24 protein-coding genes and 1 tRNA gene are annotated in these 22617 nt (G+C 65.4%); 12 read left to right on the plus strand and 13 right to left on the minus strand.

The window, feature by feature from the left end:
* Positions 1-13: 13 nt before the first annotated feature.
* On the plus strand, positions 14-265 hold the full coding sequence (locus tag P0Y64_03745; GenBank protein WEK43953.1) for a hypothetical protein: 252 nt from the start codon (positions 14-16) through the stop codon (positions 263-265).
* Between the two features lie 55 nt (positions 266-320).
* Complete coding sequence (locus tag P0Y64_03750) at positions 321-521, plus strand: hypothetical protein (protein WEK43954.1); 201 nt, start codon at positions 321-323, stop codon at positions 519-521.
* Between the two features lie 62 nt (positions 522-583).
* Here the strand turns inward: P0Y64_03750 and P0Y64_03755 are convergent, their stop codons facing one another.
* From P0Y64_03755 to P0Y64_03765, 3 genes are all read right to left on the minus strand, one after another.
* Positions 584-1231 carry a hypothetical protein gene (locus P0Y64_03755; protein ID WEK43955.1) on the minus strand — a complete coding sequence of 216 codons (648 nt, stop codon included), beginning with the start codon at positions 1229-1231 and terminating at the stop codon, positions 584-586.
* A 122-nt stretch (positions 1232-1353) separates the two neighbouring features.
* Positions 1354-1800, minus strand: a complete 447-nt coding sequence (locus tag P0Y64_03760) for a cupin domain-containing protein (GenBank protein WEK43956.1) — start codon at positions 1798-1800, stop codon at positions 1354-1356.
* A gap of 13 nt (positions 1801-1813) precedes the next feature.
* Complete coding sequence (locus tag P0Y64_03765) at positions 1814-3310, minus strand: replicative DNA helicase (protein WEK43957.1); 1497 nt, start codon at positions 3308-3310, stop codon at positions 1814-1816.
* A 111-nt stretch (positions 3311-3421) separates the two neighbouring features.
* On the opposite strand from P0Y64_03765, the gene P0Y64_03770 reads away from it, so the two are divergent.
* The 3 genes from P0Y64_03770 to P0Y64_03780 are packed head-to-tail and all read left to right on the plus strand — an operon-like array spanning position 3422 to position 5054.
* A complete protein-coding gene (locus P0Y64_03770) occupies positions 3422-3904 on the plus strand; it encodes a UPF0262 family protein (GenBank protein ID WEK44958.1) in 483 nt (160 codons plus the stop codon).
* A 5-nt stretch (positions 3905-3909) separates the two neighbouring features.
* Complete coding sequence (locus tag P0Y64_03775) at positions 3910-4584, plus strand: GH25 family lysozyme (GenBank protein WEK43958.1); 675 nt, start codon at positions 3910-3912, stop codon at positions 4582-4584.
* Entirely contained in the window at positions 4581-5054 is a 474-nt protein-coding gene (locus P0Y64_03780; GenBank protein WEK43959.1) for a cytidine deaminase, read from the plus strand. The genes P0Y64_03775 and P0Y64_03780 overlap by 4 nt, the downstream gene beginning before the upstream one ends.
* Positions 5055-5060: 6 nt before the next feature.
* On the opposite strand, the gene P0Y64_03785 is transcribed toward P0Y64_03780, so the two are convergent.
* From P0Y64_03785 to P0Y64_03825, 9 genes are all read right to left on the minus strand, one after another.
* Positions 5061-5840, minus strand: a complete 780-nt coding sequence (locus P0Y64_03785) for an SDR family oxidoreductase (GenBank protein ID WEK43960.1) — start codon at positions 5838-5840, stop codon at positions 5061-5063.
* Positions 5841-5920: 80 nt separating this feature from the next.
* Positions 5921-6007, minus strand: a tRNA-Leu gene (locus tag P0Y64_03790).
* Positions 6008-6117: 110 nt separating this feature from the next.
* Positions 6118-6651, minus strand: coding sequence for a 2,4'-dihydroxyacetophenone dioxygenase family protein (locus P0Y64_03795; protein ID WEK43961.1), 534 nt, complete (start codon positions 6649-6651; stop codon positions 6118-6120).
* 5 nt (positions 6652-6656) lie between these two features.
* Entirely contained in the window at positions 6657-6962 is a 306-nt protein-coding gene (locus P0Y64_03800) for a hypothetical protein (GenBank protein WEK43962.1), read from the minus strand.
* Positions 6963-6982: 20 nt separating this feature from the next.
* Positions 6983-8215 (minus strand): Rid family hydrolase, encoded by a 1233-nt coding sequence (locus P0Y64_03805; protein ID WEK43963.1) that lies wholly within the window; start codon positions 8213-8215, stop codon positions 6983-6985.
* A gap of 56 nt (positions 8216-8271) precedes the next feature.
* Positions 8272-10089, minus strand: a complete 1818-nt coding sequence (locus tag P0Y64_03810; GenBank protein ID WEK43964.1) for a CocE/NonD family hydrolase — start codon at positions 10087-10089, stop codon at positions 8272-8274.
* Positions 10090-10122: 33 nt separating this feature from the next.
* On the minus strand, positions 10123-11040 hold the full coding sequence (locus P0Y64_03815) for a 2-dehydropantoate 2-reductase (GenBank protein WEK43965.1): 918 nt from the start codon (positions 11038-11040) through the stop codon (positions 10123-10125).
* Between the two features lie 22 nt (positions 11041-11062).
* Positions 11063-11908, minus strand: a complete 846-nt coding sequence (locus P0Y64_03820; protein ID WEK43966.1) for a nuclear transport factor 2 family protein — start codon at positions 11906-11908, stop codon at positions 11063-11065.
* A gap of 11 nt (positions 11909-11919) precedes the next feature.
* Positions 11920-12753: a nuclear transport factor 2 family protein gene (locus P0Y64_03825; GenBank protein WEK43967.1), complete on the minus strand. Its 834-nt coding sequence runs from the start codon at positions 12751-12753 to the stop codon at positions 11920-11922.
* A gap of 277 nt (positions 12754-13030) precedes the next feature.
* Between P0Y64_03825 and P0Y64_03830 the strand changes: the two genes are divergently transcribed.
* The 5 genes from P0Y64_03830 (at position 13031) to P0Y64_03850 (ending at position 18729) form a co-directional block, all read left to right on the plus strand.
* On the plus strand, positions 13031-13558 hold the full coding sequence (locus P0Y64_03830) for a heme-binding protein (GenBank protein ID WEK43968.1): 528 nt from the start codon (positions 13031-13033) through the stop codon (positions 13556-13558).
* A complete protein-coding gene (locus P0Y64_03835) occupies positions 13555-14922 on the plus strand; it encodes an MFS transporter (GenBank protein WEK43969.1) in 1368 nt (455 codons plus the stop codon). Before P0Y64_03830 ends, P0Y64_03835 begins: the two co-directional genes overlap by 4 nt.
* Before the next feature lie 2 nt (positions 14923-14924).
* On the plus strand, positions 14925-16370 hold the full coding sequence (locus tag P0Y64_03840; protein WEK43970.1) for an aldehyde dehydrogenase: 1446 nt from the start codon (positions 14925-14927) through the stop codon (positions 16368-16370).
* Between the two features lie 52 nt (positions 16371-16422).
* Positions 16423-18132: a thiamine pyrophosphate-requiring protein gene (locus tag P0Y64_03845; GenBank protein WEK43971.1), complete on the plus strand. Its 1710-nt coding sequence runs from the start codon at positions 16423-16425 to the stop codon at positions 18130-18132.
* Positions 18133-18231: 99 nt separating this feature from the next.
* Positions 18232-18729 carry a hypothetical protein gene (locus tag P0Y64_03850; GenBank protein ID WEK43972.1) on the plus strand — a complete coding sequence of 166 codons (498 nt, stop codon included), beginning with the start codon at positions 18232-18234 and terminating at the stop codon, positions 18727-18729.
* 56 nt (positions 18730-18785) lie between these two features.
* Here the strand turns inward: P0Y64_03850 and P0Y64_03855 are convergent, their stop codons facing one another.
* Positions 18786-20720: a PQQ-binding-like beta-propeller repeat protein gene (locus tag P0Y64_03855; protein WEK43973.1), complete on the minus strand. Its 1935-nt coding sequence runs from the start codon at positions 20718-20720 to the stop codon at positions 18786-18788.
* A 90-nt stretch (positions 20721-20810) separates the two neighbouring features.
* On the opposite strand from P0Y64_03855, the gene P0Y64_03860 reads away from it, so the two are divergent.
* Together P0Y64_03860 and P0Y64_03865 are read left to right on the plus strand one after the other, a co-directional pair.
* Complete coding sequence (locus P0Y64_03860; protein WEK43974.1) at positions 20811-22001, plus strand: alpha-hydroxy acid oxidase; 1191 nt, start codon at positions 20811-20813, stop codon at positions 21999-22001.
* 79 nt (positions 22002-22080) lie between these two features.
* Positions 22081-22599 carry a MarR family transcriptional regulator gene (locus P0Y64_03865; GenBank protein ID WEK43975.1) on the plus strand — a complete coding sequence of 173 codons (519 nt, stop codon included), beginning with the start codon at positions 22081-22083 and terminating at the stop codon, positions 22597-22599.
* The last annotated feature ends 18 nt before the right edge of the window (positions 22600-22617 follow it).

Below are 22617 nucleotides of genomic sequence, written 5' to 3' on the forward strand. Positions count from 1 at the left end.
AGGTGGAGGCACGATGCCACGCGAGAACATCACAGGTCTGGGATGGGCGCTCACCGCCACGATCTGGCTGCTCGCCGGGCTGATGATGCTGAGCACGGTCGTCGGCGGCTGCCTCCCGGAACTCGGCCGCTCCTGCCCCACCGGCGACGAACGCGCGATGACGCTGCTGTGGATCGTTACGGGCGCGCTGGCGCTTAACCTGGGCGTCGCGGCACTAGTGGCCTGTTTGCGGCGGCGCGGCGAGCGGGAAAGCAAACGCCGCTGATTTTCATCCCCCCGTCCTCCGTGATAGATAAGGAGCGCGATCGCGGGAGCAGATTATGACCGATATCAACGTGTCACGGATCACGACGACCCTGTTCGCGGTCGCGATCTTCCTGCTGGTGATGTTCGCAGCGGCCATCATCTCGAAAAATGTGCCGCTGCTCAAAACAACGCTGCTGCTGTTGCAAGGCTTTGCGGTAATTGGCGCGGGCTTCGGATTTTGGGTCGGCATGACGTCCAGAACCCGGCGGCGTTGAGACGGTCGCCCGCTACCGCGATCGTTCGATCGGCGTTCGTGGCGCGCGCGGGGATATTGAACTCAGCTGGGAATATGCGTCCGACATTCGCGGCGCTGATCCACCCGATCAGGCGAACCGGGTGAGCGGGTAAGGATCGACAGATCGCGGCAGGCCCGCGTGCCGACGCGATCCGATGGCCCTGCCACCACGAAACCGGCCTCGCCCGATGTTCCGGCGCTCCATTCCTGCATCTCGCCCGAACGCAGCGCCGCCTCGATCGCGGCGGCACGGCTGATCTTGCTCACGGTCTGGTCGGGCGCGTTTTCAGTCCCGTCGCTATCCGCGGTGGCCGTTTCAGCGGCTTCCGGAGCACGGACAGCCCGATGCACATGGCGGGAAGGCGCCTTGGTCGTCCGATGGGATGTCATTATCGGCACGGAATCCGGCACGGGAAGGCTGACGACATAATCGCCCTTCGCCGGGCCGCCCGTCGCGGCGATCGCGATCCCGCCCGCGCCGACGCACAGAAGCGCGGCAAGGCCGATCGGATACCAGTTCCCGAAACCGCGTCGCTGCGCGGAACGCGTGCCCGCCGCCTCCGCACCATAGCGATGCTCCTCGCGGACGATATTCAGCGGGCCGAAACTGATCGTGGTCCGGCGGAGAACCTGATGCACGGCTGGCGCGCCGTGCGGCGAATGCGGTCGCTGATCGAAATTGATGCTCACCAAACATCTCCCGCGCTCGATACAAACCGGCAACGCGACTCGTGGTCATGCTTCTGCTTGAGCGGCGGCACGATCACCCGCGGGCACGCGCCTGACAAGGCCAAAGCGGGCCGGACGCGCATTTAATATGCCGTCCCGTTCTTGTGCGTATATCGCCCGCTGGCCCCATCGAGCGCGAGATCGATGTCGGGGTAATGACAGGTCGAGGTCTCGGGCACGCCCCACACGACGAACACGCACCCGCCCGCGCCGCCGATCAGATGATGGCCGTTGCCGTCACCCTTTGGAAAAGCAACGCAATCGCCGGGCGCCAGCGACGTTTCGCCGCCATTGTCGATGAGCGTCGCCGCGCCGCTCAGCATGACGAGGAACTCATCCTCTCCCTCGTGCCAATGTCGCTGGCTCGACCATGCGCCCTCCGGCAGTTCGACGTGGCTGACGTTGAAATCGGTGATCCCGCCCGCGCCCTCCAGCCGGCGATAGACGCGTGCGCCGGCGGCCTGATCGAATGGCGCGGGATAGCCACTACCGGTCTGCCCAGGAATCTTCGCGAGGTCGATCCGTGGCATCCTCCGCCCTTTCTCAATAGCCGGCGTAATCGCTGAAGCGCGTGATAGTCGGGTCAAAGCGGAGCACCACCTTGCCGGTGGAGCCGTGACGCTGCTTGGCCACGATCAGTTCGGCGAGGCCGAACACGCGTTCCATGTCGCTCGCCCATTTGGCGTGATCCTCGAACACGCGGCTGTCGTCGCCCTCCATCGGGCGCTTCGGCTCTTTCTGCCCGACGTAATAATCCTCGCGGAACACGAACCACACCATGTCGGCGTCCTGCTCGATCGAGCCGGATTCGCGAAGATCGGAAAGCTGCGGGCGCTTGTCCTCACGCTGCTCGACGGCGCGGCTGAGCTGGGACAGCGCCAGCACCGGCACGTTCATCTCCTTCGCCAGCGTCTTCAGCCCGCGCGAAATCTCCGAGATTTCCTGCACGCGATTGCCATCGCCGGTCTTGCCGCTGCCGGTGAGCAGCTGGAGGTAATCGACCACCACCAGCCCCAGCTCGTTATTGTGGCGCCGCTGGAGCCGCCGGACGCGGGTGTGCAGCGCGCTGATCGACAGGCCGCCGGTATCGTCGATGAAGAACGGCAGATTTTCCAGCTCCGCCGCCGCCGTGGCGAGCTTTTCGAATTCCGCGCGGCTGATCTTGCCCATGCGCAGCGCTTCCGAGCTGATCCCCGATTGCTCGGCAAGGATACGCGTCGCGAGCTGATCGGCGGACATTTCGAGGCTGAAGAACGCGACCTTCGCGCCGACCGATTGTGACGGCGGGATGCCATCCGCCATGTCGCGCATCCAGCGGCGCGCGGCGTTGAAGGCGATGTTGGTGGCGAGCGAGGTCTTGCCCATGCCGGGGCGGCCGGCAAGGATCATCAAGTCCGAATGGTGCATGCCGCCGATCTTTGAATTGACCGAATCGAGCCCCGTGGTGACGCCCGAGAGGTTGCCGCCCGAATTGAGCGCGCGCTCCGCCATCTTCACCGCCATGGTGGTGGCCTGAACGAACGTCTTGACGCTGTTCTCCGCGCCACCATCGCCGGCGACCTTGAACAGCTCCTCCTCCGCCGCCTCGATCTGCGCGCGCGGATTGACCTCCTCGGATGTATCCATCGCGCGATCGACCAGCGTGCGCCCGACGGACACCAGCGCACGGAGCATAGCAAGGTCGTAAATCTGCTGCGCGAACTGGCGCGCGCCGATCAGGCCGGCGCCCGATCCGGTGAGGCTGGCGAGATAGGCCGGCCCGCCCAGTTCCTTCATCCCCTCATCCGCGTCAAACATCGGGCGCAGCGTCACCGGGGTGGCGAGCATGTCGTTGCCGCGCAGCGTCTTGATCGCGGCGAAGATGCGGCCGTGCAGCGGCTCGTAGAAATGGCTCGGATCCAGCCGGTCGGCGATGTCGTCCGCCAGGCGATTGTCGATCATCATCGCGCCCAGCAGCGCGGCTTCCGCCTCGACGTTGCGCGGCAAGTGGATCGGCTCGGCGGGATTTGCCGCCGGGTTCTGGAACGCGAGAGTGGCCATCCGGCCAGCTTCTACGCCCGCACCGCGCTCGGCTCAAACCGGATTGCGTCAAATGATGTGGATAAGGCGGCCGGATTGTCGCGGGCCAAGTTCGTCTCTATCGCAACGACAATGGCCGATCCGCGGATCATTGATGTCGAACTGGACGAGCGCACGATCCTGTGGCGCTCCGCTGATATCGAGCAGGAGCGGCGGATCGCGATCTTCGATCTGATCGAGGGCAATCATTTCGCGCCGCGGCGCGCGCATCCCGACGGTTATGCCGGCCCCTATCGCCTTGCGCTTTCGGTGGAGGAAGGTCGGCTGGCGATGGCGATCCGGCGCGAGGATGGCGCCCCGCTGGAGACGCATATCATCGCGATGGGCCGGTTCCGTCGCCCGATCCGCGACTATTTCGCGATCTGCGACAGCTATTTTCAGGCGATCCGCCAATCGACCCCGCAACAGATCGAGACGGTCGACATGGCCCGCCGGGCGATTCACAATGACGCGGCCGAGCTGCTCAAGGAACGGCTCATCGACAAGATCGAGATCGATTTCGATACGGCGCGCCGCTTGTTCACGCTCATCTGCGTGCTGCACATCAAGGGTTGAATGTAATGTGGGGGTTGGGGCGTTTCGTGCTGATCGTGGCTGCGCTTGCGTTGGCGGGCGTGGCGGCGTGGCAATATGCGACGCGCTGGCATCCCTCGGTCGAACGCTATCCGGTGCAGGGCGTCGACGTCAGCGCCAGTGATGGCGAGATCGAGTGGAACGCCGTCTCCGCCGCCGGGGCCGATTTCGCCTATGTCGTGGCGACGCACGGCATGAACCAGCGCGATCAGGCGTTCGAGACGAACTGGCACGGAGTCGAGACGGCCGGGATGCGGCGTGGTGCGATCCACGTCTATTCCTTCTGCCAGCCGGCGCGCGAACAGGCCAATGCGTTCAACACCTTCGTCCCTGCCGATTCGGGTGCGCTGCCGGTGGCGATCGACATCAGCTACGATCCCGGCTGCGCGATCCGGCCCGAGCGCGACGCTTTGCTCGCGGATTTACGGCTCCTCGCCACCACGATCGAGGCACATATGCGCAAGCCCGTGCTGCTGCGCATCGCACGCGCGGTGGAATCGGATTATGACATCAGCACCGCTTTGCCCCGCAATCTGTGGGCGAGCGGCAATTTCCTCGCGCCTTCCTATGCGGCCCGGCCGTGGCGGATGTGGCGCGCCAACGACATGCGCCGGGTCGACGGTATCGACGGCCCCGCCAATTGGGACGTCGCCGCACCATGACCGCCAATATCCGTGATCGCGCCGCGCTGATCGCCGCCGCCCGCGCTGCCGCGCTTCACGCCCATGCACCCTATTCGCGCTTCGCGGTCGGCGCCGCGCTGCTGATGCGTGACGGATCGGTGGTGACCGGCGCGAACTTCGAGAATGCGAGCTACGGCCTGTCGCTCTGTGCCGAGACGGTCGCGGTGGCCAGCGCCAGCGCGGCAGGGCGATTGAACGATATCGTCGAAGTCGCGGTGATCGGCGGAATGATGGACGCGACTGGCACCCCAACCGGCACCGGCATCGTCAACCCCTGCGGCCGCTGCCGTCAGGTGCTCAACGAGGCCGCGCAAATGGGTGGCTGCGATCTGATCATCCATTGCGGCGCGGCGGAGGGCGATGCGGTGGTCACCTATCGCCTTTCCGAATTGCTGCCCGATGCGTTCGGGCCGGCCGATCTCGGCATCGTGCCGCGATCGGCCGACTGAGGCCGCTTATTCCTGCACGGCGTTGGCGCTGGCGTCGCCCAGATCGGAGCCGCCATCGACGTTCAGGATCGTGCCGGTAATATATTTCGCCTCCGCGCTGGCGAGGAAGATCGCCGCGTCGGCGATATCCTTTTTCGCGCCGTAATCACGCAGCGCGAGCCGCCCCTTGATCTGCTGCTCGCGCTCCGGATCGGCGAGCCGGCGCATCCCCTCGGTATCGCCGATCGGCCCCGGCGAGATAGCGTTGACCCGGACGCCCGCCGGCCCCCATTCGAGCGCGAGGCATTTGGTCACCATGTTGACGCCCGCCTTGGCCGCGCACGCATGAATCTGAAAGCTCATCGGATGGACGGCCTGCCCGGCGGTGATCGCGATCAGCGAAGCCCCGGGCTTCACGATATGGTCCCAGCTAGCGCGGAACACGTTGAACGTGCCGAGCAGATCGATATCGACCACCGTCTTGAAGGCGTTGGCGCTCAGCTTCGTCGCGGGCGCGAGGAAATTGCCCGCCGCACCGGAGATCAGCACGTCGATCGGCCCATGCGCCGCCACCGCCTGCGTATAGGCAGCCTCCAGCCCCGGATAGTCGCGGACGTCACAGGCAATCCCCAGCGCTTCGGCGCCCGCGTCGCGCAACTCCTGTGCCGCCGCCTGGATCTTGTCCTCGCTGCGGCTCAGGATGGTTAGCTTTGCGCCCTCCGCTGCGAAACCGTGCGCGATCCCCAGATTGATCCCGCTGGAGGCGCCCGCCACGAATACGTGCTTACCCGCGAAACGCTTGGTCATGCCTAATCCTCTTCCGATCTTTTCACGATCGGCGATGGACAAAGGGGAGCGGGATTTCAAGTCGGCGTCGGCGCGCCTGTTGGTACGGGTGGTCGGACTCGAACCGACAATCTGTTACCAGAGGCGGATTTTGAGTCCGCTGCGTCTACCAGTTCCGCCACACCCGCATGCCGACCGGCGTTTAGGCGCCAGAGATCGAACGAGGCGAGCCTATAAGAGAGCTTTTCGGGGATTTCCAGACAAGAAGTGATGCTCGATGACAGTTCGATCGCGCCGGTCAGCGGAACAGTTTGTCGATATATTCGGCGCCGATCCCCACGCGATCGTAATGCGCGCGCGCATCCGCGATATAATCGTGAACATCGTAATGGCCGACGCTGTCGCCGTTTTCGTCAAGCCAGATCAGCGGCCCGGTGACGATGAACAGGATCTTCGTCGGCACGCCGGTGTCATAGGCCACCAGCGTGTGTCCCTCGCCGGGGCTCTCGTAAACGAAATCCCCGGCGCTGGCGGTCCAGTCATGCTCCAGATAGCCCCATTGCCCCTGGATCGTATAAGCGAACACCTGATGCGGATGATAATGCCGGTTCACGAGCCCGGCCTCCTTCGCCATCAATATGTCGGCCCACATGTTCCGCTGCGGCGATATCCACAGCGGGCGTGAAAAGACCGTCGGGCTGAGCGGAAAATAGTGAAGCTCGTCATCCGTGGCCGCGTCCGGAATATAGGTTTCCGGCATCGCATCCGTGCGGAACACCCGCGCGATCGGCGGGATATCCTTCCAGAATTCGCTGGTCGCGGCCCGGGACATGGCGGTTACTTGATCTTTTCCAGCTCGCCCTGAACCTGCTTGAGCAGATCGTCGGTGATGCTGCCCTGGCTCATCGGCGCGAGCTGGCTCAGCGTCATTGTCTTGAACTGGTCATAGGCCGGATGGCCGAGCAGTTGCGGCATCAATTTGTCGATCACCGCCTTGCTGCGCGGATCACCCGCGAGCGTCTCGATCGAGCTTCCGTCCACCGTGAAAGCAGCCTGTGTCGCCGCCGGTGCGGCGGGCGCGGTCTGGGCGACCGCAGGCGCGGCGAACGCCATCATCAGCGCCAATGCAACAATCTTCTTCATACACCCTCTCCTTCTGGATATCAGCGGCGCGCGGCGACAGCCGTCACCTCGAATTGCAGTGACGGCCCGGCGAGCCCTTCGACCACCACCAACGTCTCGGCCGCGCGCGGCTGCTTGCCCCCGGCGAGCTTGGCCAGCGCCTTGCGGAAGTGGGCGCGCACCGCATTGGCGTCGTTACCCTTCTTCACATACATCTTGTATTTGACGAGATCGGCGGTGGAGAGGCCCGCCGCGCGCAACGCGCCCGCGATCTTTCGCGCGGACGCGTCAACCTGTTCCATCACATCGGGCGACACCTTGCCGCCGTGATCGAAATCCACGCCCTCCATCCCCGCGACGAACACCAATGAGCCGGCCTGCACCGTCTTGGCGATATCCATCGGCATTTCGGTGAACGGCACGCGCTTCAGCGTCGCGGGATCGTCCTTCGCGGCGATCGCGTCGATTTCCAGCAGGAAGCCCGGCACCGCCATGCCATCGACCAGCACCAAAGTACCGACGCTCGGATGCTCCTTCAGCCCCGGCGAATATTTGCGCGTCGCGGCGTGAAACTTCTCGATCACGTTGATCGGATCGGTGCCGCGCGTGACATAGAGATTGTGCGAGATCATGTTGCCGACCGTCAGCCCGGCCTTCTTCATCGCCCCGTCGAGCTTGGCGACGATCACGTCGATCTGCTCGTCGATGCCGGGCACGAGCTTGCCATTCTGGAAATCCATCGCTTCCAGCCCGGCGGTGAACACCACGGGGCCGGTGCCGATCGTCTCGACGATTTCCTTCGGCCCGAAGGTGAAGGGGATGCGCTTGAAGTCGGCCGCCTTGCCCGGCCCGGCGAACAGATCGACCGCGACCAGCGTGTTCTTGTCGGCGAATTCAGGCACACGGACGATCGTGCCGACGCTCGGCTGACCCACCAGACTTGGCGCAAGCTTGCGCGCATCGGCATGGAAACGGCCAAGCACATCCATCGGCGAGGCCGCGCCGTCCTTCAGATAGATGGTGTGCTGCATCATGTTGCCGATGCCGCCCGCGCCGGCTTTGCGCAGCCGCGCGTCCATTGTCTTCACGATCTCATCGACCTGATCGAGCGCGGTGCCGTGCGTGCCCATGGCCGCCGAGGGGAAGACGAGCCCGCCCGCCGCGACCACATCGGGGGCGGCAGCAGCGGCGGGAGCCTTAGCCGGCTTGGAGGCGGCAAGCGCGGGGGCAGCGGCACAGGCCAGCAGCATACCGAAAGCGAAAGTCTTACGCATGGTCCGTCGTTCCCTTGTAAATAATGTTTCAGATCAAATACTTTTCGCCACCCTCGTCAGCGCGGGATGATCGGCAGCAGCACATGGCTGGGATAACGGGCGGAATGGAGCACCTGCTGGCGCGCGACCGCCATTCGCGTGCCGGTCGCGGGATCTTCCCCGGTGTTCAGATTGCGATCGAAGCGCGGGAAATTGCTGCTCGTCACCTCGACGCGGATGCGGTGCCCCGGCAGGAAGGCGTTGCTCGACGCCCACATATCGATGTCATATTCATAGACCCTGCCCGCCTCGATCGGCGATGCCGGCGTTTCCCAGCCCTTGCGATAACGCGCGCGGATGATGCCATCCTGGATGTTGCGCGCGTAGCCGCTGGGATCGACATCGATCAGCCGCACCACCCAATCGGTGTCCGGCGCGGAACTCGCCGCATAGAGCTTCGCGCGGATCGGCCCGCTCACCTCGACCGTCTTGTCCAGCACCGGCCCGGTGAACACCAGAACGTCCGCCCGCTTCTCGACCGAGCGGTGATCGTGCGCGCCTGACGGCACCGAGGAGCAACAGATATTGCCGCCCAGCGTCGGCACCGGATTGGCGGGATCGTAATCATAACGATCGCCGTCCGCGCCCGTCGGCTTGGCGGTGGACAGCGTGCCATTGCCGTCCGCCGTATTCGCGTTGCCGCCGCTCGCGAGATAATAAGGCGTGTAGCGCGTGCGCTTGAGCGGCCATTCGTTCTCGGCGCGCCATTTGTTCTCGCCCATCACGAAGATGCGCACCGGCGGATCCTTGTCCGCGCCGTTGTCCACGCCCTTCAGCCAGTGATCGTGCCAGCGCAGATAGAGCAGATTGCCGTTGAGATCTGCATCCGCGCCATAATCCACGTCATCGGCGGTCGCCATGCCGCCAAAGCCGCCCTTGCGCGGCGCGACCGTCTTGAAGTGCGTCCACGGGCCGATCACGATCCGCTTCTGCGCGCGGGCAAGCGCGGTGCTGCCGTTGTTCTTTATCGCGGCATGATCGCCAAGCGCGCCGCGCAGGAAGATGTCATACCAGCCACTGACCACCAGGGTCGGGATGCCGATCTTCGCCGCATCTTTTTCGAAGCTGATCCCGTTCCAATAGGAATCCGAACGCAGCGGATGCTCCAGCCAGTCGCGATAAGGCTGATCGACCTTATATGCCGCCGAATCCGCCGTTCCGAGCGGCAGATGCGCATAGGCTTCGGGCTTGGTGAAAGCGCCGCCGCCGTCGGTGGTGCGATCATGCACCGTCCCCGCGCCCCATGGCAGCGAGAAGCCGAGGATGAACGCGCCGTCGCTATAGACCCAATGGTTGTAGATATCGGTGGTGGTCACATCGGTCGCCACCGCCTTCAGCGCAGGATGGCCGCCGATCGCCTGCGTCAGCCCGGTATAGCCGAGATAGGAGCCGCCCAGCGTGCCGAGCTTGCCGCTGCTCCACGGCTGCGTCGCGGCCCAGGCATCGGTGTCATAACCGTCCCGCGCCTCATGCCGGTAAGTGTAGTAATCGCCACCCGAGGCGAAGCGCCCGCGCACATCCTCGTTCACCACGACATAGCCGCGCTCGGCATACCAGGTGGAGTTCGCGATCTCGTCCGGCGAAGCTTTGTTATAGGGCGTCCGCAACACGATCACCGGGAACTTGCCGGGCGCGTCGGGGCGATAGACGTCGGCGGCGAGCTTCACCCCGTCACGCATCGGCACGGGGACATTCTTCTCGATCACCACCTTGTAGCGCGCGTCGGACAGGCCGGGCTCGCCCTTCTTCGCCCAGTCAGGCCCCTTGAGCGGCTCCGCCACCCCCATCGATGCCGTGCCGAGCAACGCGACGAGAACCAGATTACGGACCTTCATCGACACCCCTCCCCAATAATTTTCCGTCGCCGTTCACCCGGCGCGATTGATCATCCTGACAAGCCGCGTGAGCGTATCGAGCACCGGCGTCGCCACCCCGTGCGCCGCGCCCTTTTTGGCCAGCTGCCCCGCGATCGAGTCGATCTCCGTCGGCCGGCCGGCGAGCACGTCCTGCAACATCGATGGCTGATGCGGCCCGTGTTCGGCCCATGCGTGCGCGATGATCGCGCGCACCCGCGCCTGATCGACCGGCACGCCGCACGCCGCCGCGACCGCGAACGCTTCACCCATAATCGCCTCCGCGAGCGGCCCTCCGTCCGGGTGGCCCGCCATCCCACCCACCGTCTGCCGGGTGAGCGCGGCGACCGGGTTCATCACCGTGTTGAAGATCACCTTTTCCCAGATCGCGGTGGCGACCTCGGGATCGGCATGGGCCTCGATCCCCGCCTTGCTCAACGCCGTGGCGATTTGTTCCAGCGCGGGGTCCGCCGTGCCGGATTGGCTCCACAGCCGGACATGGCCCTTGCCATGCGACCCGACATGCCCCGGCCCCTTCAAGTCCGCCGGCACATCCGTCATCCCGATCGCGACCGGCACGCCGGGCAGTGCGTCGGCGATCCGCTCGCCGGTGCCCAGCCCGTTCTGGAGCGTCAGCGCCCATGTGTCGGGGCCGGTGAGATGCGCGGCGGCCTCCAGCGCGTCGGCGGTGTGATAGCCTTTGGTGAAGACGATCAGCAGGTCGACCGGCCCCGCGAACGCATCCGCCGTCCCGGCCCTTATCCCGGTAACGATCAGCCCGCCCTCATCCAGATCGAGCCGCAGCCCATCGCGATTGATCGCGGCGATGTGCGGCGGGTTCACATCGACGAGCCGCACATCGTGCCCGGCAAGCGCCAGCCGCCCGCCGAACAGGCTGCCCATCGCGCCCGCGCCGATCACCGCGATCTTCATGGCCCCTCCCCTTCCGAGCCGATCAGCGCGGCGGCTGCGCCGGGGCGGGTTGCGGCTGGCGCTGATTTTCGAGCGACAGCGGCGACCCCGCCGACGAGGAATTGGCGGCCGCGCTCGGGTCCATGCCCTTGGTCGAGTAACGATCCGTATCCGCCTGGGTCCACGGCCGGCCTGTCACCGGGTTGGGATAGGGGAATGGCGGCACATAATGGCCCGGATAGGCGTCATATGGCGCCGATTGCGGCGCATCGGGCGGGAAATCCTTGCTCGGCCCGTTGTTGCCGAACGACGATTGCGCCCAGCCCTTGTCATATGGCGTGAAATAGGTGCCGTACCAGCGCATCATGCTGAACTTCCACACGCCGTTTTCCTTGACGTAGCCGATGTCATAGGTGCCCTCGGCCCACAGCCCCATCTTCTGCCACATGCCGATCTGGATGAAGGCGCGCCAGCGACCCGTCGCGGTCTTGCCGTCAGGCGCGACATTGGTGACGCCCTGCAGCACCATATGGTTGGATAGCTCACCATCGGCGAGCCCCAGATGATTGCGACCGATCACCTTGGTGAATAGCGTGTCGACGCCTTTGGCGCCCTTGTAAACGCCGCGCCCAGATATCTCGACCACCGCATTCTTCGAGAACAGCGGGACGACCTCACCCCACACCTTCTTGTCGATATAATAGCCGTAAGCGCGGGTGAGGTTTTCGATCTGCGCGCGATCCTCCAGCAGCGTGGCGCGCTTTTCCAGCACGGCGATGCGAGCGTCTATGCTCTTGGCCGATTGCGCCGACGCCGGAATGGCGGCCACGGCGGTTGCCACGATCGCGCCGGCAACTCCCGCGCGCATCCAGGTCCTGATATGCATCATCGTCACTCCGATCACTGTGCGGGCTTGGGGGTCGGCGCGGGCGGCATCGCCGATCCCGGCTGGATCGGCGGCCCGGCGGGGGCGGGCGACATGCCCGTCGTCGAGTATTTGCGGCTTTCCTCGATCGTCCACGGCTTGCCCGTCACCGGGTTCGGATAGTGGAACGGCGGCACATAATGCCCCGGATAGACGTCATACTGGACAGACTGCGGCGCGTCGGGCGGCGCATCCTTGCTCGGCCCGTTATTCGGCCGCGCACCCTGCGCCCAGCCCTGCTCATACGGCGCGTAGAAGGTGGCGTAGAAGTGCATGTCGCTGAACTTCCAAACGCCGTTTTCCTTCACATATTCGTTCTCGTAAGTCCCCTCTGACCAGATGCCGAACATCTTGTGCTGGCCGATCTGGACGAAGGCGCGCCAGCGGCCCTTCGCCGTCTTGCCGTCGGGCGCCACATCGGTGACGCCTTGGAGGATCATATGGTTGAACAGCCCGCCGGGACGCAGGCCGATCTGGCCGCCCCCCATCGATTGCAGGAACAGGCGCTGCACGCCTTCCTTGCCGCGATAGACACCGCGCCCGGCGATCTCGACGCGTGCATTGTCGGAGAACAGGTCGGCGACCTCGTTCCAGATCTGCTTGTCGACATAATAGCCATAAGCGCGGGTGAGATTGTCGATCTGCGCGCGATCCTCCAGCCGCTCGATTCGCGTTTCCAGCGCGGCGAGCTTGCGCTCGGCGGCGGTTTGCGCGGTCGCGGCCGACGAAACCGTCACGGCCGCCACAGCAGCGGCGGCGAGCAGCGCGCCCTTACCCGCATTACGCAATGAAAGCGGCGATTCGGCCATCAGTCCCTCCCTCGTAATTTCCGGCTTCGGGCCGGCGTTCGTTGCGTGATCGCTACCAGCAACGAACGCAACAAACAAGTTTGATCTCACACTAGTTTCTGTTAGGCTGGTTCCAACGAGAATAGCGGCGGCGGCTTTTCCGCCACGCGGAATTAAGGTTCGGGGGAGGCGACTCGTGGTCCAACGCGATGCTTTGCAATCACATCGCTTGTCAGACGCGCTGGCAGGCAACGACCATGGTCGCGCCCAATCCAGAATCATCAAGGGAGGGATGCCGATGAATAACACGCTGAAATACGCCAGTGCCGCGCTGTTGGCCGCCTGCGCGCTGCAACCGCTTGCCGCCGCCGAGCCGAAACAGGGGCCGAAACCAACCACCGCGCCGGTACAAAGTCTGCCGGTGCTGAGTTCGGTTGGCGTGCAGGCGGTGATGAACGCCGCGATCGCCAAAGCCACGTCGAACGGCTGGGGCTCGTCGATCGCGGTGGTCGACAATGCCGGCAAGCTGCTCGCCTTCCACCGCACCGATGGCGCACCGATGGGCACGATCGACACCGCGCTCGGCAAGGCGACTACCGCGATCATGTTCAAGGCGCCGACCGCGATGATCAGCCAGATGGTGTCGCAGAATGCGGCAATGGCCACGATCCCCGGCGTGGTCGCCGTCCCGGGCGGCTATCCGATCACCTACAACGGTCAGGTGATCGGTGCGATCGGCGTCAGCGGCGGCATGGCTGGCGAGGATGATGTCATCGCCAAGGCCGGGATGGATGCGCTGCCCGGCGGGATGGCCGCCGCCAAATGAGCAGGTTCGCCGCCGAACACGGCATCGATTTCGATATCGGAAAGGCGATCGATGCGGGGCGCTGGACCGGCTACCAAAAGCTGGTCCTGCTCCTCGTCGGATGCGCGGTGATCTTCGACGGGTTCGACAACCAGTCGCTTGGATTCGCCGCGCCCGCGATCATCAAGGATTGGGGCATATCCAAGGAGATGCTGTCGCCGGTGATGGCGATCGGCCAGTTCGGGATGATGTTCGGCGCCGCGCTCGGCGGCATGATCGGCGATCGCTTCGGTCGCAAGACCGCGCTGGTCGGCAGCGTGCTGACGTTCGGCGTGCTGACCGGCTGCATCGCCTTCTCTAACAGCCTGTTCGTGATCGGCGCGTTGCGGCTGGTGGCGAATATCGGGCTTGGCGCCGCCTTCCCCAACGCCGCCGCGCTCGTTTCGGAATACACCCCCGCGCGCAACCGCAGCCTTGGCGTGACCGCGAGCATCGTATGCGTGCCGCTGGGTGGCGTGGTGGGCGGGCTGATCGCGGCGCAGGTGCTGCCGATCTTCGGCTGGCGCATGTTGTTCGCCGCTGCCGGCGGCGCGACGCTAACGGTCGCGCTGCTTCTTATCCTGTGCCTGCCGGAATCGACGCGCTTCCTGCTGCGCCGTGAAGGCGACACCCCCAGATTGCGCAAGCTGCTCGCGCGCGTCGGCCTAGACGTGCCCGCCGATGCGCGACTGGTGGATATCGGCGAGCAGGATGAGGGCCAGCATGGCAAGTCGCCCCTGGCCGCGCTGTTTTCCGGTGCATGGCGGCATGACACGATCGCGCTGTGGGCGGCGTTCGGTGCATGCCTGTTCGCGGTCTATACCGCGTTCAGCTGGCTGCCGACGATGCTGTCCGATGCGGGGTTCGATCTCGCCTTTTCCAGTCAGGGCCTCACCGCCTTCAACATCGGCGGGGTTATCGCCGCGCTGACCGGCGCGTGGCTGATCGGGCACAAGGGCTCGAAGCTGCCGATGGTCGTGATGGCGATCGGGGGCGTGCTGGGGGCCGGCGTGATGCTCGCCACCCCGCTCGATCCCGCCGGATCGCATCTGATGCTGATCCTGATCCTCGGCATCGAGGGCGCGTTCATCAACGGCGTCCAGACTACACTCTATGCGCTCGCGGCGAACGTCTATCCCACCGCGATCCGCGCCACCGGTGTCGGCAGCGCGACCAGCGTCGGGCGGATCGGCGCGATCGCCAGTTCGTTCGGCGGCGCGCTTGCGCTCCACGCGCTCGGGGCAACCGGGCTCAGCCTGATGCTGCTCGTCGCGATGGGCGCCACCGCGATCGCACTGCTGAGCGTCCACCGCCACTTCCAGCCAGCCCATTCCAACGGAGTTTGATGATGACCGTCCAATTGCTGATCGACGGCGAAAGCGTCGCCGCCACCGGCAATGCCACGTTCGAGCGGCTCGATCCCGCCGGCCAACGCGTGGCGACGACCGCCGCCGCCGCCACGCTGGATGACGCGCGCCGCGCGTGCGAGGCGGCCAGACGCGCCTTCCCCGCATGGTCGAAAATGGGGCCGAACGCGCGGCGTGACCTGTTGCTGCGCGCCGCCGATGCGCTCGCCGCGCGGGGGGACGAATTCGCCGCGTTGATGCGGGCCGAAATCGGCGCGACGCGCGGCTGGGCGGCGTTCAACGTCAAGCTCGCCGCCGGGATATTGCGCGAGGCGGCCGCGATGACGACGCAGATTTCGGGCGAGGTGATCCCGTCTGACAAGCCCGGCACGATTGCGCTGGCGGTGCGACAGGCGGCGGGCGTCAGCCTTGGCATCGCGCCATGGAACGCGCCGGTGATCCTGGCGGTGCGCGCGATCGCGATGCCGCTCGCCTGCGGCAATAGCGTGATCCTCAAGGCGTCCGAAATCTGCCCCGCCACGCATCGGCTGATCGGGCAGGTGCTGCATGACGCAGGGCTGCCCAAAGGCGTCGTCAATGTGCTCACCAATGCGCCCGCCGATGCCGGCGCGCTGGTGGAGGCGCTGATCGCGCACCCCGCGGTGCGCCGCGTGAACTTCACCGGATCGACCAAGGTGGGCCGGATCATCGCCGAAGTCTCCGCGCGCCATCTGAAGCCCGCGCTGCTCGAACTTGGCGGCAAGGCCCCGTTCGTCGTGCTCGACGATGCCGATCTCGATGCGGCGGTCGATGGCGCGGCGTTCGGCGCATTCATGAATCAGGGTCAGATCTGCATGTCGACCGAGCGGATCGTCGTCGATGCCAAGGTGGCCGACGATTTTGCCGCAAGGATGAAGCGCAAGGCCGAAAGCCTGCGCGCGAGCGGGGTGGACGATGGCGCCGCGCAGCTCGGCACGTTGGTTAGCTGCGCGGCCGTCGCAAAGGTGAGCGAGCTGATCGCGGACGCGGTGGAGCATGGCGCGACATTGCTTACCGGCGGTGCCAGCGATGGCCCGGTGATGCAGCCGGCGGTGCTCGATCACGTCACCCCGGCGATGCGCATCTATGCCGAAGAATCGTTCGGCCCGGTGGTCACCATCGTCCGCGCGGAAGGCGACGACGCGCTGGTGGCGGTGGCCAACGATACCGAATTCGGCCTGTCCTCCGCCGTGTTCGGCCGCGACATCCGCCGCGCGCTCAACGCGGCGCAGCGCATCCAGTCGGGCATCTGCCACATCAACGGCCCGACGGTGCACGACGAGGCCCAGATGCCCTTCGGCGGCGTCAAGGACAGTGGCTACGGCCGCTTCGGCGGCAAGGCGGCGATCGCCGAATTCACCGATCTGCGCTGGATCACCATCGAGGACGAGCAGCATTACCCGTTCTGATCAGCCCGACGGCCGCGCACTTCAGCAAAATTTCACACCAGGAAATAACGAAATGTACACAGCGAGCACTGCCTTCCTCGAAGCCCTGACGGAAGCAGGCGTCTCTTATATCTTCGCCAATTTCGGCAGCGACCATCCGGCGCTGGTGGAGGCGATCGCGGAAGCACGGGCTAACGGACGCAAGATCCCCAAGGTGATCACCGCGCCGTTCGAGATGGTCGGCCTGTCGGCCGCGCAGGGGTTCGCGCAGGTCACCGGCAAGCCGCAGGCAGTGGTGGTGCATGTCGAATGCGGCACGCAATCGCTCGCTGGCGCGGTGCACAATGCCGCCAAGGGGCGCGCGCCGGTGCTGATCTTCGCCGGCCTCTCGCCCTTCACGCAGGAAGGCGAATTGAAGGGCAGCCGCAACGAATTCATCCAATGGATTCAGGATGTTTACGATCAGCGCGGCATCGTCCGCGAATATATGAAATATGACAATGAGTTCCGCACCGGAACCAACGTCAAGCAGATCGTCCATCGCGCGATGCAATTCGCCAACAGCGATCCCAAGGGTCCGGTCTATCTGGTCGGCGCACGCGAGGTGATGGAGGAAACCGTCGAGCCGGTGACGATCGACATGGCGCATTGGCAACCGGTCCAGCCGGGTGCGCTGCCCGCCGAAGGCGTCGCGACGATCCTCTCCGCGATCGCCGGCGCGAAACGGCCGATCGTCGTCACCTCCTTCGCCGGGCGTAACCCGGAAGCGGTGGGCGAACTGGTGCGCTTCTGCGAGGCGCTGGGCGTCGGCGTGCTGGAATCGGTGCCGAGCGCGCTCAATTTCCCGCACAGCAATGCGCTCTATCAGGGCAGCCACTGGAACCACCCGTTCCAGAATGCGGTGCTGGCGGAGGCGGACGTGGTGCTGGTGCTCGACAGCGACGTGCCGTGGATTCCCACGGTCAGCCGCCCGCGCGACGACGCGCGCATCTTCCACATCGACGTCGATCCGCTCAAACAGTCGATGCCGCTCTGGTATATCCCCGCCGTCCAGTCGTTCCGCGCCGACGCGGCGACGGCATTGCGCCAGCTCAATCAGGGCATCGCGGCGCTGGCTGTTGATTCCGCCCACGTGGCGGCGCGGCGAGATCATTTCGCCGGCCTTCACCAGCAACGCGCCGCGTGGCTCGCCGAGCGCGAAAAGCCGGCCGAGCATCTGACGACCGAACATGTGATGGCGCGGCTGCGCACGATGCTCGGCGACGACAGCATTGTCCTCAACGAAGGCATCACCAACTATCCCGAGATCTTGAACCATATCGCGCCGGACAATCCCGGCACCTTCTTCGCCAGCGGGGGCGGGTCGCTCGGCTGGAACGGCGGGGCGGCGATCGGCGCCAAGCTCGCCGCGCCGGAGAAAACGGTCGTCGCGGTGACGGGCGACGGCTCATACATGTTTTCCGTGCCCTCATCGGTTCACTGGATGGCGCGGCACTACAAGGCGCCGTTCCTGCACATCGTGCTCAACAATCGCGGGTGGAAGGCGCCGCGCTTCTCCGCGCTCGCGGTGCATCCGAACGGCTATGCCGCGAATACCGACGATCTCGACGTCAATTTCGATCCGCCGCCGGATTATGCCGGCATCGCGGCGGCGGCGGGCGGCGCTTACGCCCGCGCCGTGAAGGAGGTCGCCGAGGTGGACGAGGCACTGACCGAAGCGCTCCGCGTGGTGCGCGAAGAGGGTCGCTGCGCGGTGCTCGACATCTGGCTCCCGCGCGACTGATCCCCCTCCCCCGGCTTGAGCGATTGCCCCGCGTGCCCCACCGGCGCGCGGGGCTTTTGCTTACTTGCGCGCGGCACCGATGCGTGACTGAATGGCCCCATGAGCGATATCCGGGGCAACGCGCTTGTCGTCGGCGGCACCGGGATGCTGGCGCGCGCGACGGACTGGCTGGCGGAACGATCCGACCGCACATTGCTCGCCGCTCGCCACGCATCGCGCGCGGCCTCTACCGATCGTCGCTTCGAACCACTGGATATCGATTGGAACAGCCCGTCGTTTGAACGCGACCTCACCGCTGCGGTGACACGTCTGCGGCCACTACGCCACGCGCTATTGTGGTTTCACGATCCGAGCCCGGCGCTGACATGGCTGGCGCCGCTGCTCGGCCAGGCGCGAACGGTCATCCTGCTCGGCAACCTCTCCGGGACCGCGCATTGGCCGCCCGTGCCGCGCGATTGGGCATTCGTGCGCTTGGGCAGCAAGCCGGCGGGCAACGGCCGGCGCTGGTTGAGCCATCAGGAAATCAGCGATGCCGCGATCGCCGCTCTGATCGACGGGCAATCGCGCGTGGTGGGCGATTTGCTGCCCGCAGATTGAAACGGGGCCTCGCTTGCCCGAAAGCCGACGAGGCCCCGACTCTCCGGAGAGAAGCCCTATTTAGGCGAGAAGGCCAGGATGACGTTGCCGGCCGAGCCGTTCTGCATGCCGACATAGCCTGACGCGACATAAAGCCTGCCATTCGCGACCACCGCGCCGGACTGGCCGAGCGAGCCGCCCTTGCCGGGAATGCCGTTGACGGTCTGGAACTCACGCTTGGTGTCGAACGTCCACACCACCTTGCCCGCCGGATCGACCGCGCGCAGCGTGCCATCCCAGCCGCCGGTGAAGATCATGCCCGGCATCACGCTCGCCGGGCCGATCTGGCCGCGACCGTCGGCGCGCATCGGCGTGGTCCACGCCATCTTGCCCGTCGCGAGATCGAGCGCGGTGAGGCCACCGCCCGGGCGCTGGAGCGGGTAATAAACATAGCGATTGTCCGCGCCGCCACCGAAGATGACGAGGCCGTCCGCCGTCGGCGGCTTATCGGCATAGAGCTTGGTACGCCACACCACCTTGCCCTGCTGATCCGGATCGACCGCAACGGCGACGCCGGCCTTGCCCGCGCCGATCACCACGTCTTTGCCATTGGGCAGCGTCTTCAGGATCACCGACGAGCCGCCGAAATCCCAGTCCGGCCCGATCTTTGTGGGGCAATGGTTCCCCGCCGGCGCGGTATCCGGGCAGCCGAGCGCGAACGCGTCGCCCGCGATTTCCTGATGGTGCCAGCGGATCTTGCCGGTTTCCATGTCGATCGCGACGATCGAGTCCGATGTCGCTGCCGCCGGCTCGTTATAGCTGTTGCCGGTGCCGAAATAGATCAGCTTGCGCTTCGGATCGATCGTCGGCGTGTTCCACACGCTCGCGCCGGACGGCCCCCACATCGGTACGCCGATCTCGTTCTTGCCGCGCGAAACGATCGGTTCCTGGATCGACGAGGCGTACCACACGAGCTTGCCCGTGCTGGCGTCGATCGATGCGACGCCGCCGCTCGATTTGCAGCATTCATATTTTGGATTGGCGCCGGCCATCGTCTCCGTGCCGGTGAAGGGCACATAGACGCGCCCGCCCCATGCGCCGATCGATCCGGTCAGGCCATGCGGATCGTTCGATGGTTTCATCTTCCACAACAATTGCCCGGTGCGCGCGCCGACCGCGAAGACCGTGCCCGACTGGCTGGCGAAGATGACCGCGAACTTTTCCTTCTGGCCCGTCACAGGCTGCACCACCGGCGCGGTGCGGATGCCGCCATCGCCGTGGAACGACCAGTAAGCGCAGCCGCTATCGGCATCGATGCCGTAAACCGTGCCATTGTCGCTGCCGAAGAACAGTCGACCGCCCGCAGCCGCCGGCTGGGAGAACAGGCTCGCAGCCTGTGGCACGCCGAACGCCCATTTCAGCTTCAGCTTCGGCACGTCGCCCGCTGCAAGGCCACCGGCATTCTGGAACCGCGCGTTGCTCCCCTGTGGGCTCCAGCCGTTCCAGTCTCCTGCCCGCAGCGCAAATTCCGGGTTGGCCTTGCAGAGGTTGCTCATCGCCTTCACGTCGGTGCCGGCGGCATCCATCATCGGACGGCCGCCGAGAAACTCCGCCACCTGCTTCTTCTGCACGCGATCCAGCCCGGCGGCCTGCTCTTTCATCTTTCCGTTGAGCATCACGTCAAAGATGCGTTCCGGCGACATCGAGCGCAGCGTGGCCAGGTTGGGCACCGCGCGACCGCCCATCTCCATGCCCTTTTCGGTATGGCAGGCGGCGCAATTTTCCTGGAACAGCTTCATGCCGGCCGGCGGGCCGAATTTGGGACGGCCGCCGCTCAACTCGCCGCCGGGGGCGACCTCAGCCGCCTCGCTCGCGTTGCCGGACTGGACGGCCGAATTGCCGCAACCAAGCAGCATCAGCGGCGCGGCGAGCAACACCAGCCCCGTGGTCGAAGCCAACAACAGCCGGGGGCCGATCCTGCGCCCGACTTCACCGGTATCAGCGGCGTTCATGCGCCCCTCCCCTCTCAAATTTCGTTGCCATATATAGTTGGATGACAAACCATGTTGTCAAGCCCGTTGTTGGGCGGTAAGCCTGCGCCAATGGCGGCAGACACCAACATTCCGTGTGATTTCGAAACGATGCGCCGCATGGCGCAGCGGCGATTGCCAAGGTTTGCGTTCGATTTCATCGACGGCGGCGCGCTGCGTGAGCGAGCGCTCGCGCGCAACGCCGCCGCGCTCGACGAAATCCGCCTGCTCCCGCGCGTGCTGACCGGCGCGACCACGCGTGATCTGACCACCAATTTGCTCGGCCAGCAATTCGCGGCGCCGTTCGGCATCGCCCCGATCGGGATGGCGAATCTGGTGCGCCCCGGCACCGATCTCGCGCTCGCCAGCGCCGCCGCGCACGCCGAAATCGGCTACACTCTCTCAACCGCAGCCACCACCCCCTTGGAGACGATTGCCGAGGTTGCACCACGAAGCTGGTTCCAGCTTTATGTCGGGCGCGATTCGGCCATCACCGACGATCTGCTGCGCCGCGCCGAGGCCGCCGGCTATCCCGCGCTGATCGTCACCGCCGACGTGCCAGCGCCCGGCAAACGATTGCGCGATCTGCGCAACCGCTTCACCCTGCCGCTTAAGCCGAGTATGGGCATGGCGTTCGATCTGATGCGCCATCCGGGCTGGGCGCTGGCCATTGCCACGGGCGGGGCGCCGCGCTTCGCCAATCTGGAGGCATATTCGTCGCCGGGCAGCTCCACGCAATCGCTCGCCGAACTGATGGCCGGGCAAAGCTCGGCGCGGCTCGACTGGGATTTGCTGACGAAAATCCGCGAGCGCTGGCCGCGCAAGCTGGTGCTGAAAGGGGTGCTTCGGCCCGACGATGCGCAGCGCGCAGTCGCGATCGGCATAGACGCGATCGGCATATCCAATCATGGCGGCCGCCAATTGGATGCCAGCCCCGCGCCAGTGGAGATGATCGCCCCGATCCGCGCCGCTATCGGCGGCCGGGTGCCGCTGATCGTGGATGGCGGCGTAAAATGCGGCGAGGATATCGCACGCTGTCTGGCGCTGGGCGCCGACTTCGTTCTGCTCGGCCGCGCCTTTCTCTATTCGGTCGCTGCGATGGGGAAGGCGCGCGGCCCTGCCGCGTTGATCGATATGCTGCGCGATGAACTCGATCGCGCGATGACGCAGCTCGGCTGCTCGCGCATCGCCGATATCGATCGCGGACTGCTGTTTGATCCCGCCGGGGGCGCCCCCGATTCTTGTGGAGAGCCGCTCAAGTGACCTTTATACTCGCGCCAGCACAACCGTGTCGCGCAAGCGCTCAGCTCCCGCTGGCGATTGTCGCCTGTGAGGGGCGTGAATGGCAAAACGAAATCGGCCGTCGGCCGCAGGCAAGGAGGGCAATGTCGCCTTGGGACCGCTAAAAGACTATATCGGTTTCCAGCTTCGGCGCGCGCAGGATGTCTCCTTCCAGGCATTCGCCAAGCGTGTCGGCGAAGCGGATCTGAGCCCCGGCCATTTCGCGATCCTGTCGGTGATCAAGGAAAACCCCGGTCTCAACCAGACCGCGTTGAGCTATGCGACCGGACGCGACAAATCGACGCTGACGCCCGCGCTCAAGAGCCTTGAGAAACACGGCTTCATCTCGCGTGAGCGATCGAATGTCGATCGGCGCGTCTATCACCTGAATCTGACCGCATTGGGCACGAACTATCTCGAGAAGCTCGCGGTTCACGCCGAGGCGCATGATCGGATTCTTGACGAGATTGTCGGCGATTTTCACAAGCCGCTGCTGATCCACCTGCTCGAACGGATTGTCGAAGAACTGGGCCGCGATTCAACCGAGGATAGTTCCTCCACCAACAACATCCCGCGCTGATCGCGCGCATCGGTAGGC

Source organism: Candidatus Sphingomonas colombiensis (assembly GCA_029202845.1).
GTDB lineage: Bacteria > Pseudomonadota > Alphaproteobacteria > Sphingomonadales > Sphingomonadaceae > Sphingomonas > Sphingomonas colombiensis.